The sequence below is a fragment of the Kitasatospora sp. NEAU-CNBT7 genome (genome assembly GCF_057220535.1).
Window position 1 is genome coordinate 62,717 of record NZ_JBXQQB010000030.1, and the last position, 15,130, is coordinate 77,846.

Genomic DNA, 15,130 nt, shown 5'->3' on the forward strand with positions numbered 1-15,130 from the left:
CGAGATGCGGGCTCGCTACAGTGATGCCATGGACGACTACGCTTCCACCAAATTCCTTACTACCGAGCTGATTTCGCCGAGCCGAGCGGCCGCAACGCTGCGGAGCCTGGTCGACGGTCTGGGCGTGGAGCGATCCGTCGTCGTGATCGGCAGCGAGGGCGTGCCGCAGGCGGCACTCGTCTCCTACGACGCGTACCTCGGTCTGCTGGCTGCCGCGGAGGAGGCCGACGCCCGGATGCTGTCGGACCGCGTGGTCGGGTCCCCGGCGCCGGGCGAGGGACTGACGAACTCGGCGCTGGAGGAGTTGGTCTCGGGTCGCGGTGGCATCACACCGAACGCGGCCGACGGTGCAGGGGGGCTTGAGAGTGATGGTGGGCGGGGAGCAGTCGGTCGAGGGGCCTGACTTCTACCGGGCGGATCACCACCCTCAGGTGAGAGCTGATGTCCTGGCGCTGCCGACATCCCAGCTCCAGAGGATTGCGCTCATCCGGATCAGTCAGCTCACTCGGGGCGAGCTGATAGGTAATCCGCTGGGGGCGTTGGAGGGGCACCCGGACCTGTCGGACTGCCGGAAGCTCTATTTCGATGAACGGCAAGGTCTTGACGACACGCGGTACGGCCGGGTGCCCGAGTGGAGGATCGTGTATCGGCTTCGCGATGCACTCCCAGGCGCCGACAAGCGTATGTTGTTGCAGGTCGTCGCTGTTGGGGCGCGTAGCGCGAGTTCGGTCTATGAGACGGCGGGCGCGCGGCTGGGCCGGCCGCGGATCATCCACGCTCCGAAGGCACAGGAGGCGGCGCCCGTCCCCAGGCGGGGCCTGGCCGAGGCGCAGGCTCTGGCTGTGGAGCGGCTGCGCCTGGCACGCGCCCGCCGACGGTAGCAGCCAGGGGATTCCCGTGCTGCGGACCGGGCTTCGGCTACCGGGCCGCTCGGGGTGCCGGTGTCAGATCGAGGTGGAGCGCGGAGAGGCTGTTCACTCCCAGGGAGGGCAGCCGGTGCGTGGGCCGGCCGGCGGCGAGGGCCATGTCGGGGAACCGGGCGAAGAGTCTCGGGAGGGCGATCTCTGCCTCCGCGACGGCGAGCGGGGCGCCGGGGCATCGGTGCGCGCCGTGGCCGAAGGCGAGGTGGCGGTTGTCGTCCCGGGTGATGTCGAACGTGTCCGGGGCGTGGTGGGCGTGGGGGCAGCGTCCGACGGTGGTGATCGGGATGACGATCAGTGCGCCTTCGGGGATGGCGGTCCCGTCGATGTGGAAGTCGGCTGTGGTGAAGCGGGGCACGGTGAGGCGGACGGGTGGGTCCCATCTGAGGGTCTCCGCTATCGCCTGTCTCCAGGTCGCCTGTCCGTCGTGCAGGAGGCGGAGCTGGTCGGGGTGTTCCAGGAGTACGCGAACGGCGGAGTTCAGGAGGTTCACGGTGGTCTCGTGGCCGCCCAGGATGTTGACGAGCAGGGTTGCGGTGACTTCGGCGTCGGTGAGCTGGCCGGCGTCCCTGGCGGTGATGAGGTCGCTGGTCAGGTCGTCGCCGGGCCGGCTTCGCTTGGCTTCGACGAGGTCCTGGAGGGCGCGCGGGAACTGCTGCCAGGTCTTCTGCACCTGTTCGGGGGTGGCGGCGCTGTCGACGACGTTCATGGACAGCTGGTGCAGGTGGTCGCGCATCGCGGGGTCTTCAGGGACGCCGAGGAGTTCGCAGATGACGGTGAGGGGCAGCGGGAGTGAGAAGGCTTGCTTGAGGTCCACGCGGGCGGATGTGCCGATCCGGTCGAGGAGGGAGTCGACGATCGCCTCGATCCTCGGGCGCAGCTTCCTGACGCGGGCGGGTGTGAAGGCTCGCTGCACGGGGACCCGCAGGCGGGTGTGGTGTGTGCCGTCGGTGGTGAGGAGGCTGGGGGCTTCGAAGAACGCTGTCAGGGGCCAGGTGTCGGGGATGCGGCCTTCTCTTCGGTCTCTCCAGTGTCTCGCGTTCTTGCTGATGCGCGGGTCGGACATGACCGTCTGCGCGGCGGCGTGGCTGGTTATCGCCCACGCCTGAACGCCGCCAGGAAGTTCAACCAGGACGGCCGGCCCGGCGTCGCGGAGCTGTCGGGGTTCGGGTCCGTCGGGGTCGGGGGTGGTGGCGATGTGGAGGGGGGATGGTGTGGGCACCGGGGCGCTCCGATGTGGTCGGGTTCGACGGGGGTGAAGGTCACGGGGAGGCTCGCGGGTCCGCGGACGACCAGGGGAGGTCCCCAGACGAGGTCCTCGCGCGGGATGGCGAGCTGCAGATCCGGGATGTGCACGAGCAGGCGGGAGAGTGCGATGGAGACAATCTCGGAGGCGAGGTCCTGGGCCGGGCATTCGTGGTTCCCGGTGCCCCAGGCGAGGTGTGCGCGGTGGCCGACGGCGGCTGCGGGGTCGGAGGGTCTCGTGGCGGGGTCGCTGCCCGAGGCGGCGAAGCTGATGATCACGAGCTGCCCGCGGCTGACCCGGCAGCCGCCGAGCTCCATGTCCTGCAGGGGCCAGCGGTTGAACATGTTCTGCAGCGGGGGGTTGTCCCAGATGACGCGGGCGACGACGTCGTCGACGGTCACCTGGCCGTTGATCACTTGGTCGAGGAGTCCGTCGTCGTCGGTGAGGATCTTGAGTACGGCGTTGGAGATCCATGCGGCGGTGCTGCCGAGGCCGACGCTCAGCAGGAACCAGGCCTGGTCGGCGACTTCGTGGATGTCGACGGCGTCGGTGGGGCCGGCCTGCAGCATCGAGGAGATGAGGTCGTTTCCCGGGTGCCGGTACTTCTCCTCGACCAGCTGCCGCATGATGGCGTCGATCCGCTGGGCGGCCTGGTCGGCCTTCGGGCCGGAGCGGATGAGTTCGTGCACGGACGCGTCGACCTCGTCGGAGAACCGGGAGTCGATGCCGAGCAGGTTCATCATGACCCGCAGTGGCAGCTTCTGTGCGTAGTCGTGCTCGAGGTCCGCCTGGCCGAGGCCGGCGAAGTGGGCGATGAGGGAGTCCGCGAGGTGCGCGATGTCGCGGCGGGTCTGGTGGTCGGGGTTGCTGAGTGCGGCGACGATGGGGGCGCGCAGCCGCGCGTGGCGCGGGCCGTCCGCGTGCTGCACGTGGCGGCGGGCGTCCAGGTGGCGGAGCAGCGGGTGGTTGGCCTGGACGAGGTCCCGGTCGCACCAGGCCCGCGGGTCGCTGGTCCACTGCCCTTCCCTGTCCTGCAGGATGTCACGTTGAAGGGTGACGTCCAGGACCAGCCAGCCCCAGAACGAGCCTGCAGGGTCCAGCTTGACCCGGACCACCGGACCGGCCTGGCGCAGGTACTGGTAGTACTCGAGGGGCCGCTGCTCGAAGGCCGCCCCGAACAGGGGGTGCACCGGGCAGCCGTCGATCCCCGTGCTGGGCCGGCCTGCGTGGTGGGCTGCGCGGCGGTCGCGGGGGCCTTCGGGGGTGGGAGTGGTCATCGGAGCCTTAACAGTCAGCGGGACAGCCACCGCCGGTCCGGGGTCGGACCGGGTGGTGTTGGGCCGGGGCTTGGGCAGGTGATGCGAGGTCCGCCCCTCCCGCCGCGGGTGCACGATACCCAGACGCTGTCCGGCGGCCGCGGGTTCCTACCGTTCACGCTCCGGGACCGGCGTGCAAGGGTGGGTTGGCGTTCTTGCCGACAGGCGGCAACAATGACGCCTCGGGTGGGAGTCTGTGGGGGTTGTTGCTGGTGGTGGAAAAACCTCGGCGAACGGGCCGGCGTCTGTCGGAGCTCGCGCCTGACCTGCACCCGGCGATGAGGGAGTGGGTTGTCGAGCTCCGCCGGTTCTACGTGGGCCTGGACATGACACTCAGTCAGCTCGAAGGCACCCTGGGTGTGGACGTGACGACGCTGTCGCGGATTCTGAACGGCAAGCGTCTGCCAGAGGTCGAGTTCCTGTCACGCCTCAGCGAGGCCGTCCGCGGTGTGACCGGGGCACCGGTCACACCGGAGGTGGCCCAGATGCTGCGGCGCCTGTACTTCAACGCGTGCCAGGTCCACGATCCGCACCGCTACGAGGTGTATCAGCTCAAGGAGCTCTTGAAGGCGGCCGAGGAGCGGGTCAGTGAGGCCGAGCTGACGGTCATCGAGCTCCGCGCGCAGCTGAGGGCCGAGCAGGACCTGCGGGCGCAGCTGGAGTCGGGCCTGAACCAGCTCGCGAGCCGCGCGGTCGGCCGTGACGGCGGCGGCCTGGAGCGTGAGATCGAACGGGCGACCCAGGAGCGTGACCGGGTCGACCGGGAGTATCTGCAGAAGGTCCGGTCGCTGGCAGCGATGATGCACGATGTCGCCGCGTTGGAGGAGGATCGCGAGGGCGCTGCGGAGCGCCTGCGGCAGGCGGAGTTCCGGCTGGAGGAGGAGTTGGAGCGCCGGTGGCTCGAGGCTTCGGACGAGGGGGCCGGCGGCGCCCGGCGGTGGCCGTTCCGTCGGCCGGCACGGCTCGGTGGTCAGCCTTCCGTCAGTGTCGCTTCTGCGGCCGAGGCGGACATGCAGCAGCTCCATGCAGCGTTCGCCAACCTGTCGTACCGGACCAATGCACTCGTCGCCCAGCAACTGGGCACCCTCATCGAGATGGGAAAGTCCGTTCCCGAGGGCGGTCCGTCCGGCCCGGACTCGAGGGCCGATGTGTACCGGCTGGAGAGTCTGGCGACGCGGATCCGCCGCAGCAGCGAGAACGTTCTCCTGCTTGCCGGTGAGGACCAGGGGCGGCTGTGGCCCAAGTCGGCGCCGTTGGAGGAGGTCCTGCGCGCCGCGGCGGCCGAGGTGGAGCAGCAGGACAGGGTCGACATCGGGGCCGTCCCCGACGTCAGGGTGACGGGGCGGGTGGTGAACGGGTTGATCCGGCTGGTCGCGGAGCTGCTGTGCAACGCGACCGCGTTCAGTGTTCCCACGACCCGGGTCGCTGTCGCCGGCCGGCGCATGGCCGATGAGGGCGTGCGCCTGGAGATCCATGACGAGGGCATCGGCCTATCGGCCGATGCGCTGGTCGCGATCAACGGCAGGCTGGCGGACCCTCCTCCGCCCAGCCAGTCGGCGGGCCACCGGCGTCTTGGGCTGGCCGTGGTCGGTCGGCTCGCGGCGATCCACGAGATCAGGGTCCGGTTGGAGCCCAACGCGATGGGTGGCACGTCCGCGCTCGTCGTGCTGGACCACCGGGCCTTCGCGCAGGACACCGCCCGGGCCCTCGGGCCGGGCGGCTCGTGATGGCCGTGAGCGGCCCGGCGGCGCCGGGCCGCGGCAGGCCGGGTGTCTCCCGTGGGCCTGTGTGGTGCTGCCCGGGGGTGGCTTGACAGTGCATCACCTCCGGGTCGTCCCTCGACAAGTACGACTATGCTCCATTGCGGCTTCGTCCCGTTCAGCGCAGTCAGTGGAGCGGGGTGGCAGCAATCGCCGTCCGCGGCGCGGCTTTCCCGATCACCGTGACCCGGAGGGTTCGTGACCAGTACACCAGAGCAGGCGCCGTCGTCCTCGGCGGCGCCGTCGGCCTGTCCCGTCCGGCGCTCCGGGGCCTCCGCCCGGCTGTTCGGGCCGGGTGCCGAACGGGACTCGAAGGGTCTGTACGAGCGGCTTCGCGATGGGCACGGGGCCGTTGCGCCCGTCCTCGTGCCGGGGGATCTCGCCGCCTGGCTCGTCCTGGGCTACCGGGAGATCAAATCCGTTCTCGCCTCGCCGGACCGGTTCACCTCCGATCCGCGGCGGTGGCGGGCCGTGCTGGACGGCCAGGTCGGGCCGGACCACCCGCTGGCGCCGCTGGCGCACTATCAGCCGATGTGCAACTTCGCGGACGGGGCGGAGCACCAGCGGCTGCGTTCCGCGGTGCGCAGCGCCCTGGACAGCTGGGACAGCCGTGAGGTGGGCCGTCACGTCGTGGCGGCGGCCAACCGCCTCATCGACCGTTTCGCGCCGGCCGGTCGCGCCGATCTGGTCAACGAGTTCGCGGAGCAGCTTCCGATGCTCGTCATGACCCAGCTGATGGGGATGCCCGAGCAGGACGGTCCCCGGCTGGTCGAGGCGTGCCGTGACCTGATGAAGGGCACGGAGACGGCCGTCACGAGCAACGAGTACGTGCTGGACGCGCTCAGGGGTCTGGTGGCGCGCAAGAAGCGGCGGCTCGGCGACGACCTGGCGTCGTGGCTGCTGACCCATGAGTCCCGGCTCAGCGACCACGAGGTCGTGGAGCACCTTCGGCTCATCATCGTCGGGGCGAACGAGACGACGAGCAACTTGATCGCCGACATGCTGGAGGTCGTTCTCACCGATCCCGGCGCCCGTGCGCAGCTTCGCGGCGGCCAGATGGCGTTGATCGACGCTCTTGACCGTGTGCTGTGGGACTCGCCTCCGTTGTCGGTGCTCCCTGCGCGTTATGCGGTGGAGGACACGTCGCTGGGTGGGCAGGCGGTTCGCCGGGGCGACATGGTGCTGCTCGGGCTGGCCGCCGGCAATGCCGACCCTGCGATCAGGCCGGACGCCGCGAAGTCGATGGCGGGTAACCGTGCGCACCTCGCGTTCGGGACCGGTCCGCACGCGTGTCCTGGGCTGGACATCGGCCGGTCGATCGCCGATACGGGCATCGATGAGCTTCTGAGGCGGCTTCCCGATCTGTGGCTGGCGGACGAGGAGGCAGAGCGCCCCCGTATACCGACCTGGACGTCCAGTCATCTGGTGGGCCTCGAGGTCACGTTCGCGCCGTCGCCGTCGCCGCCGACGGGCGACCGCATGTCCGCAGGCGCCGTACTTGAGAGGCCCGCGGCAGGAGTGCACGCCCTGGAGCGAGCTCCTGCGCGTGCGCTGCCGCAACGCGGGTCCGGGTGGTCCGATCTGATGCGCCGGATGCACAAGCAGTAGAGCACGCAGCGACACCAGGCCGTTCGGTCCTGGCCTCGGCGGGCTCCCTGCCAAGCCTTGACGCCATCTGGCCAAGCCGAGATATTTGCACCTGCATGATGATCAGTCACCAGCAACCGACACCACGTACCGAACGACGCCGGGCGCTCCCGCGGGATCGCCACGAGAAGGGACCGACCGTGAAAGCCGGGTTGCGATCGATACCACGGGCCCCCGGCTGGCTTCCCGGGATCGGACACATGGTCCCCCTGTCGCGCGGTCCCCTGGCTTTCCTGCGGACCCTGAAGGACACCGGCGACCTCACCCGGGTCCACATCGGCACGATGCCGGTCGTGTTCGTCAACAGCCTCGAGCTCGCGTACGAGGTAATGGTGACCCAGGCAGGGCGCTTCCACAAGGGACGGTTCTTCGACCGGCTCCGCAGCCTGGTGGGTGACGGCCTGGCCACCTCCGACGGCGCGACCCACCGCCAGCACCGCCGGCTCATGCAGCCGATGTTCCACCAGAGGCGCATCGCGGGCTACGCCGAGCTGATGAGCGCACGGGCCCGCGAGCTGGCCGACTCCTGGGTGCCAGGCCAGACGCTGGACGTGGGGAAGGTGATGGCGGAGTGGGTCGTCACCACCCTGGCGGCCACGATGTTCTCCACCGACATCGGAAAGCCGGCAGCGGAGGTCGTCCAGCGCAACGTTCCGATCATCATCGAGAACCTGCTGACCCGGACCGTGTCCCCCAAGATCCTCGACGGCATGCCCATCCCGGCGAACCGCCGCTTCGATGCCGCCACCAGGGAACTGCACCAGGTCATCGACGAGGTCGTCGCGGCCGTCCGCCAGGTGGGCAGCGACGATCAGCCGGACCTCCTGTCGACCCTCATCGCCGCCAGGGACGCGGACAGCGGCGAGAAGCTGTCCGACGTGGAGGTCCGTGAGGAGCTCGGCACGATCCTGTTCGCCGGCACGGAGACGACGGCCACCACCCTTGCGTGGGCGTTCCACGAGATCGCCCGTCACCCCGATGTCGAGCGCCAGCTCCTTGCCGAGATAGATGCCGTAGTGGGCACGCGGCCGGTGACGTTCGCCGACATGGCCCGGCTCCCGTACCTGCGGCGTGTGATCGACGAGGTCGCCAGGCTGCACAGCGTCACACTGCTGATGCGTCGTGCCATCGAGCCGGTGGAGATCGGCGGGGTCCTTCTGCCCGTCGGCACCGAGGTCGCCTTCAGCCTGTACGCCCTCCACCAGGATGCCCGGGTGTACCCCGAGCCCCAGCGCTTCGATCCGGACCGCTGGCTGCCCGGCCGCGGCCCGGAAGTGCGGCAGGCCTTCCTCCCGTTCGGCGCGGGAAACCGCAAGTGCATCGGCGACGCCTTCAGCTGGACCGAGATCACCCTCGCGCTCGCCACCGTGTTGTCCCGGTGGCAGCTGCGGCCGGCGACCGAGGCCGAGCCGCGGGAGGTCGCCGCGGCGGTACCACGGGCGGACCACCTGGCCATGACCGTGATAGCCCGGCACACGTCGGACATTCGCGGCTGAGAGCGCCTGCCGGTCGGCCTGCCGCGCCTTGATGCGACCGGCGAACACGGCGTCCACCCATGCAGATCCGGAACCGGCGTTGCGCGCGGACGGCAGCCGACGGCCGGCAGCAGCAACGCTCGGGCGCGCAGCGGCGAGCATCCGCGAATGGTCGGGCAGCCGTTCGCGGCAGCCCGACGGACGACACCCATGGTCAACGTCTGAGCCACCGTGGTGTCAACGGTGCGAACGACGGCAGCTGCACACAAGTCCCGGGGCAACGGGGTCGACCTGTTGCTCGGGTGGAAACAACCCCACAGTTGTTACCACGCGTCTGCAACAACTCGAGAAACTCTTGTCGCCAACCGTCCCCTGCATAACGCTGGGACGGCGCCACTGCGGGACCGACAGTCGTCCGCGTACCACCACTCGACGGATTCGGCCCCCGATGAAGTCGGCGACGGTCGGCGAGCCGGGGACTCACGCCCAGCCGTAGTTGAGGCGGCAACCAATGCACTCGCACCTTAACGCTTTTGAGTGTCCATCGACATCTCGATCGGGAGGTCCAGATGACCGCGCAGCCGCCCCTGCGGGCGCACCCACCAGAGGACGCCGGCAGTGAGCACAGCAGCTCTGCCGCCCGTGCCTACCAGGTTCTGAGGGCGTTACTCGAGCTGGGTCCGGGCGCCCATCCGCTCTCCGATGTGATCAGCAGCAGTGGGCTGTCCCGCTCGTCCGTGCACCGCATCCTCCAGTCGGGGGTCCACACGGGCACGTACACGCAGCCGAAGTACGGCCACTACGCGGTGGCTCCCACACCTCTGCAGGCGGCCAGCTCCGACGTCCTGACGGCGCTGCCGGCCAGGTCCCCGGCGATCTCGGAGGAGCTCGGGCACCTGCAGCGGCGTACCGGCCAGGTGGCGGCGATCCACAGCCACCTCCTCATCGGTGTCCCCACCCGGGTCTGTGTCGAGGTGGCGCACGGGCGTCGCAGCGACTTCGCCGCGGCGCTGTCCGCCGAGGCCGGTGCCGCCTTCCGGCAGGCACCGCTGCATGTCGACGCCGCGGGCCTGGTGATCCTCGCGAACCTGGACGACGGGGCGCCTTCCGCCCCGATCCTGCGACGCATCCGGATCCAGGGGTACGCGGTGACGAGAGCACCGCTGGTCGGCTGGTCGATGCTCTCGGTCCCTCTGCGACGGGGGAACATCCTCGTCGGATCGGTCAGCCTCCTGGCTCCCGACGCCCATCTCGCCCGGCGGACCGAGCGGATCACCGATGTGACGATGGACGCGGCTGCGGCGATGACCCGCCACCTGGAGCACGTCCGCGCCATCCGGCACGTCCTTCCGCCCCTTGCCCAGGCGTGCTGAGCCGCCGTCGGCACAGTTCGCGCCTTGGTGCGGCGTGGAGCCGAGAACGGCCGGACCAGGCCGAGCAACCGGGGGCGAGGTGGTTCCGCGACCGCCGGGGGCCGAAGACGCACGGCGGGACGGATAGGCAGCCGCTTTCGCTCCGGTGTTGGACGCACCGCGCTCGGCGGCGCCGACCGTCATCGCCGGACCTGGCCGAGTACCAGCTCGGCCGGCCCGGTCGAGGTTCGAGGACCCACCGCCTGCAAGCGGATCAGGTCCCGGGGGAACACCGCCCGGATCGGGTGGGTCGCTCCCTGAAATTTCACCCCTGAAGCCGGAGAGGGCTCAGGGATTCACGCTGTCCCCATACCAGTAGAGACCAAATCATCATGCCTGAATCGGCTCAGCTTTGCCACGCCCAAGCGACATCACTCATCAGCAGTGAAACCGGTGAGTTGCCATCACCTCCCGCCGTCCGAAGCGCCGGTGGGCCCCCGGTTTCACGCCGACCGCCCACCGGATCCGGGCAACAGCCCGCGCCCGGTTCCGCCCGTCCCGCCCTGGCTGCTCGGCACACCCCGGCGCGGTGGCACCGACCGTCCGCCCCAGGAGCGCTCCTTGCACCGCGGGGTGAGCGATGAGTGCCCTCCAGGCTGCGGCCTCGAGGCCCACATCGGTAGACGGTCGGCCCGCCCTGGCTGCGGCCTCGCCCGACGCGGTGCGACGTGGGGCCGTGACCCGGTTCGACGCCTCCTGGGTGGGGCGCCTCACCGGCAACGAGATGCGCGTGCTCAGCAAGATCTCCGACTACATCTACACCTCCGGCAGGTGTTTCGCTGCGGACGGGACGATCGCCGCTCACCTTCGTCTGAGCCGGGGCGGTGTGAACAGAATCCTGGCCGGACTGGAGGACCGGGACCTCAACGGCGAGGGAATGGTCCGCTCCGTCTTCCACCCGCGGACCGGGACCATGGAGCGCTGGGTCAAGCACCCCGCCCCGGACGCGCTGGCCGTGTGCGTGTCCGGGTACTCCCGTGACCAGCTGCCCGGCACCAGGTTCGCCATCTACTGCTACCTGTCCCTGCGGCAGCTGCTGCCCGATCCGACACCGATCAGGAGGATCGCCGCGGACTGCAGCCTCTCCGAGACGACGGCACGGGATGCGGTGGCGGACCTCGTCGCCTCGGGCTGGCTCACCCGGCACGGCGCGCCCGGTTGCGCCTTCCGGTACACGGTCCATCCGGCCCCGGTTGCCGGCATCGCCCCACATCTCACCGCCGCGGCCCCTGCAACTTCCGTGACAGGTACCCCTCATGAAGCCGTGACAGCGGCCCCTGCCGGATCGGTGACACAAACAGGCCCTCTTGATCAAGCTCTTGTGATCAGGCAGGAGGTGGTGGGTGGCTGTTCCCGCGTAGCGGCCACCGCCGTACCGCGCGACGCGGGCGACCGCGAGCCTGACCGGGCACCAGGTGCCCGACCCGGCCCTGGCCGTGGCACCGGCTCCGCCAAGCGCACCGGCGTGAACCTGGGCCAGCAGCGGCCGGCCGGTGGCCGGCTCCCGCAGGACGTCCGGCAGGCCCTGCACCCGGTCGCCGCCCTGTGGGGCCGCCTGCGGCCCGGAGCCCGGGCAGTCGTCGTCGCGGCTGCCCGCAGCGAACTCGACCGGATCTCCTTGTGGTCCGGCACCGCGCACGCCTCGGAGGTACTTCGCGAGCGCCTGGGACAGCGACTGCAAGACCAGGAGCGCAGCGCTCGCGTGACGGATCCGGTCGGCTGGCTGCTGCACCGAGGTCTGCCGCAGCGCGTGGAGTGCCCGCACCCGTCCTGCGACGGGGGAATCCGACTGGACACCGGGGTCGACTGCGAGACCTGCCGGATGCGCATCGCGGACCGCCGGTCCGTCCGCCGCATCCTGGCGGCCGAGATCACCGCCGAACACCCCGGTGCCGACCGCGACGAACGCCGGGCCCTGCACGAACGCCGCCTGCAGAATTGGACGGACCAGCGCGCCCGCTGGCGCGCGGCCTCTGTGCAGCTGCGCCATTGCGACGAACTACGGCGAGCACAGGTCGTGGCCGAGCGCCGGGAGCAGGAGCAGGTCGCCGCGGCGACCCGGCAGGCCGTGGCCTGCGAGGACTGCGGCGCTGCCAACGCTTGCGGTCTGTGCCCGGTGTGCTCGGGCAGGCAGGTGGCGAAGGAGGCCATCGTCGCGTGCGTCGACCACGCGATCGCGGGGAACGCCGACCTCGACAACCCGGCCGAGATCGTCGAGTGGGCCCGCCGCGCCCGCGCCGAGCTCCGCGACCGGATGCTCAGCGCCCGCGCCCCGGGCGCCGACAACCTGATCGCCACCGCATCCGACCGGCTGGTCGCCCAGCACGCGGCCGACGAGTTCCGCGACGCCGCGCTGCGGATCCTCGGCCGGCACCCGGCAGCCGACCGCGAGGCCGGCCAGGCACGTGAGGCCCGTCTACGGGCCGCGCACCGTTACCCCGACCGGCGGGCCGCCGTCACGGCTGCCGACATGGCCGGTGAGTGTGCGCGCCGGCGTGCCGCCGAGTGCCTCCTGGCCGAGCGACTGCAGCGGGTCGAGGCGTACCGACGGAGTGGCCCGACGGCCACGGCGGTACAACCTGTCCGGACCGTGGCCGGGCAGTCGTGAAGGCCATCCGGCACGATCCGCTGTCAGCGCCATTACGAGCCCGCACACAATTGGAACGGAGGCCGACATCGGGACCGGGCCGGGGCAGCCGCTCACTACCAGACCGGACGGGCCTTGCTGCCACTTCGCCGATCCACCCAGAGCGGGATCGAGCACCGTCACCATCATCCCGCCGCAGGCGCCTGGGCCTACTCCGTCTCCCTGGAGAGCAGCTGAGGATCGAGTTGTCCGACGGCGGTAGCTTCGATTGCACTTTCGTAGAGACGTCTGAGGCCCTCACGTCGTTGACGTCTACCTCGGCTGCACCGCGATCAGGAATCGAACGATTCAGCGGACGGCTGCGCGTGGGGACGAGAACTGGCAGGATCGCCCGCATGAGGATTCTCGTCCTGGGTGGTGGCTGGTTCCTGGGCCCTGCGGTCGTAACCGACGCACTTGCCCGCGGCTGGGACGTGACGACCTTCACCCGCGGTCGGTCCGGCAGGCCCATAGCTGGTGCGGAAGCCATGCATGGTGACCGTCAGCGACCCGAGGATCTTGCCCTGCTCGCTCGGCAGGGCCCGTGGGATGCCGTGGTCGACACGTCCGCCTCCGCGTTAAGCCCGCGTGATGTGCTGGCCGGCGCCCGCGCTCTAGAACCAATCGCTAGCAGGTACGTATACGTCTCCACTGTGGCCGTATACGAGGGCTGGCCTTATAAACCCCTAAACACGGACTCGCCGGTGTGGGCAGCGTCGGCACACGCCAACCCAGAGCCTGCTCAGATGCTGGATGGGGCGTCAGGTATTAACCCCGACTATGGGCGACGAAAGGCCGGCACCGAACGTTCCGTGGTCGACACGTTCGGGCTCGCTCGTACAAGCCTTCTCAGACCCAGTGTGATCCTCGGCCCCGGGGAGTACGTGGGCCGGCTGCCGTGGTGGCTGCGTCGCGCCGAGCGGGGAGGACGGATTCTCGCGCCCGGTGATCCCGCGAGGAGCATTCAGTCGGTGGATGTCCGAGATGTCGCCTCGTTCACGCTCGACCAGAGTCATCACGTCGGTCATCAGGTCCACAACCTCGCTGCGCCGATCGGACGCGAGTCGATGGGCGGGTTCCTCCAGGATTGCTTGGACGTTACCAACAGCTCCGGCGAGCTGGTGTGGGTCGAGGACGAGATCCTGCTCCGCCAGGGACTTCGCCAGTGGACAGAGCTCCCCCTCTGGTGGACTCACCCGGGCGTGTCCGCCATCGACGCGTCCTCGGCTGTCGCGGCCGGCTTCCGTAGTCGGCCGCTTGCCGCAACTGTTGCCGACACTTGGACGTGGCTGAGCGAAGGCAACGTTCCAGTACCGCATAGGCGTTGGGCCAGGCACGGGATCGATCCGGACAGGGAGCGAGGAATTCTCGAGAGCGTAGCCTAGCTGTTGCCATCATCGAGGGCGAGCCGTACCGAGCCCGATTGGAGGACCTGCGGCGCAGCTACGAGAGTGAAGTCATCGATCCGCTCCGCGAGTTCCTGTGCGAGTTGAGTGTTCCGGAACGTCGGCGAAGCGAGCTCGCCGCGGATCGCGCTGACCCGGCCAGCGAGCCCAGCACCCCGCCACTCCCGGGGCAGGCTGAAGACCGGGCGAAGAGCGTCAACTGCACCGTCCAGCTCATGGCGCATCAACAGAGCCGCGGCAAGATCGGCATTGGCCTGTGGGGCCACGACCATCGGCAGAGTACCCTGCGATCGGGCAGTGATCAGTTCCAGCGACCACCGGGCTGAGGCTTCGGCGCCGGCGCCATCCCTCAGGAGCAGCAGAGAGGCGCTGTTACTCATACCAACCCGCTCCAGGGTGAAGTCGAACTCGCCCGCCACGCCGTCGTGGATGTCGTCCCTTGCAGAGCAACGGTCGGCCACGCTGCGCAGTATCGCACCGCGTGCCTCATCGGCGCGGCCGAGGTGTGCGTAGGCACGGGCCGCGATCGCCGCCAGCCGGGCCGCTCCCGTGGCACCGACACCGCGGAAGGTCTGCGCCTGCTCGATCTGACGCACTGCCTGGGCAGGATTGCAGTTCCAGTAGTACAGCACGGCTAGGTAGCCGTGAGAGTACGCCTGGAGCGGCCCGTGCTCGGCGACCTGGCCGTAGAGCGCAGCCGCGCGTGTCAGTTCGAACGCATTGGGCATGGAGCCGAGGTCGAACGCGCACGCGGCCAACAGCGCCGACGCCTGGCCGGCGACGAGGAACAGTCGCCCTCGTTGCGACAGCACCTGGGTGCGGTCCAACATCACCTTCACCAGGTCGAGCAGTTCCTTCGCCTGGATGAAAACAACGTGAGGCGGCCTGGAGCTCGTGGACCGTACCAGACGCACCAGATCGTCTTCGAGCTGGTCGAGGCTTAGATCAGGCAGCAACTGGGAGGCTGCCGCAGCGGCGTGGGCACGGGCATCTCGTGCGGTCATAACCACTTCTCTCTCATCGAGCACAGGAGCCTGTGCTGCTTGCAGCGCACGGACCTGCTCGTCGGTGCGGGGCGCGAGCAGCTCGTGCATGGGCCTGCCGAACATGCTCTTGAGGATTGTCGGAGCGGGATGGTGCGGCCGAGTCACATCCCCGTTCCGCCACCGCAGGAAGCTCTTGGTCGTCAGCGTGGGGTTCTTGAATGCAAGGTCGCCGGTGTCCCGGTAGAGCTCCGACGCGACGCGCCGATACTCGGCTTGGAAGGTGCGGAAGTCCATTCTCTCGCGAGTGACTAAAGCATCGAACAGGTTGCTGCTCAT

At 69.7% G+C, this 15,130-nt stretch carries 11 protein-coding genes; 8 read left to right on the forward strand and 3 right to left on the reverse strand.

The annotated features are described in order from the left end of the window. Positions 1-28 precede the first annotated feature (28 nt). Together AC2TEW_RS30115 and AC2TEW_RS30120 are read left to right on the forward strand one after the other, a co-directional pair. Entirely contained in the window at positions 29-403 is a 375-nt protein-coding gene (locus tag AC2TEW_RS30115) for a hypothetical protein (RefSeq protein WP_484626518.1), read from the forward strand. Beyond that, positions 360-881 carry a hypothetical protein gene (locus AC2TEW_RS30120; RefSeq protein ID WP_484626519.1) on the forward strand — a complete coding sequence of 174 codons (522 nt, stop codon included), beginning with the start codon at positions 360-362 and terminating at the stop codon, positions 879-881. Before AC2TEW_RS30115 ends, AC2TEW_RS30120 begins: the two co-directional genes overlap by 44 nt. Positions 882-918: 37 nt before the next feature. Here the strand turns inward: AC2TEW_RS30120 and AC2TEW_RS30125 are convergent, their stop codons facing one another. Further along, positions 919-1,836, reverse strand: coding sequence for a cytochrome P450 (locus tag AC2TEW_RS30125; protein WP_484626520.1), 918 nt, complete (start codon positions 1,834-1,836; stop codon positions 919-921). Positions 1,837-2,012: 176 nt separating this feature from the next. Further along, the gene (locus AC2TEW_RS30130; protein ID WP_484626521.1) at positions 2,013-3,443 is read right to left on the reverse strand and encodes a cytochrome P450 family protein; all 1,431 of its coding nucleotides are present in this window, start codon (positions 3,441-3,443) and stop codon (positions 2,013-2,015) included. Between the two features lie 251 nt (positions 3,444-3,694). On the opposite strand from AC2TEW_RS30130, the gene AC2TEW_RS30135 reads away from it, so the two are divergent. The 6 genes from AC2TEW_RS30135 (at position 3,695) to AC2TEW_RS30160 (ending at position 13,787) form a co-directional block, all read left to right on the forward strand. Next, positions 3,695-5,209 carry an ATP-binding protein gene (locus tag AC2TEW_RS30135; RefSeq protein WP_484626550.1) on the forward strand — a complete coding sequence of 505 codons (1,515 nt, stop codon included), beginning with the start codon at positions 3,695-3,697 and terminating at the stop codon, positions 5,207-5,209. 231 nt (positions 5,210-5,440) lie between these two features. Beyond that, positions 5,441-6,850, forward strand: a complete 1,410-nt coding sequence (locus tag AC2TEW_RS30140; protein WP_484626522.1) for a cytochrome P450 — start codon at positions 5,441-5,443, stop codon at positions 6,848-6,850. A 179-nt stretch (positions 6,851-7,029) separates the two neighbouring features. After that, positions 7,030-8,385: a cytochrome P450 gene (locus tag AC2TEW_RS30145; protein ID WP_484626523.1), complete on the forward strand. Its 1,356-nt coding sequence runs from the start codon at positions 7,030-7,032 to the stop codon at positions 8,383-8,385. Between the two features lie 548 nt (positions 8,386-8,933). Next, entirely contained in the window at positions 8,934-9,737 is an 804-nt protein-coding gene (locus AC2TEW_RS30150) for a helix-turn-helix domain-containing protein (RefSeq protein ID WP_484626524.1), read from the forward strand. 715 nt (positions 9,738-10,452) lie between these two features. After that, a complete protein-coding gene (locus AC2TEW_RS30155) occupies positions 10,453-12,384 on the forward strand; it encodes a hypothetical protein (protein WP_484626525.1) in 1,932 nt (643 codons plus the stop codon). A 374-nt stretch (positions 12,385-12,758) separates the two neighbouring features. Then, positions 12,759-13,787, forward strand: coding sequence for an NAD-dependent epimerase/dehydratase family protein (locus tag AC2TEW_RS30160; protein WP_484626526.1), 1,029 nt, complete (start codon positions 12,759-12,761; stop codon positions 13,785-13,787). Here AC2TEW_RS30160 and AC2TEW_RS30165 read toward each other — a convergent pair. Then, positions 13,784-15,130, reverse strand: a complete 1,347-nt coding sequence (locus AC2TEW_RS30165; protein ID WP_484626527.1) for a hypothetical protein — start codon at positions 15,128-15,130, stop codon at positions 13,784-13,786. The two genes, AC2TEW_RS30160 and AC2TEW_RS30165, sit on opposite strands and share 4 nt — an antisense overlap.

Excerpts from the sequence above, each read along its gene's own strand:
- AC2TEW_RS30115 (WP_484626518.1), top strand. The coding sequence starts at position 29 with ATGGACGACTACGCTTCCACCAAATTCCTTACTACCGAGCTGATTTCG.
- AC2TEW_RS30130 (WP_484626521.1), bottom strand. The coding sequence starts at position 3,443 with ATGACCACTCCCACCCCCGAAGGCCCCCGCGACCGCCGCGCAGCCCAC.
- AC2TEW_RS30150 (WP_484626524.1), top strand. The coding sequence starts at position 8,934 with ATGACCGCGCAGCCGCCCCTGCGGGCGCACCCACCAGAGGACGCCGGC.
- AC2TEW_RS30160 (WP_484626526.1), top strand. The coding sequence starts at position 12,759 with ATGAGGATTCTCGTCCTGGGTGGTGGCTGGTTCCTGGGCCCTGCGGTC.
- AC2TEW_RS30165 (WP_484626527.1), bottom strand. The coding sequence starts at position 15,130 with ATGAGCAGCAACCTGTTCGATGCTTTAGTCACTCGCGAGAGAATGGAC.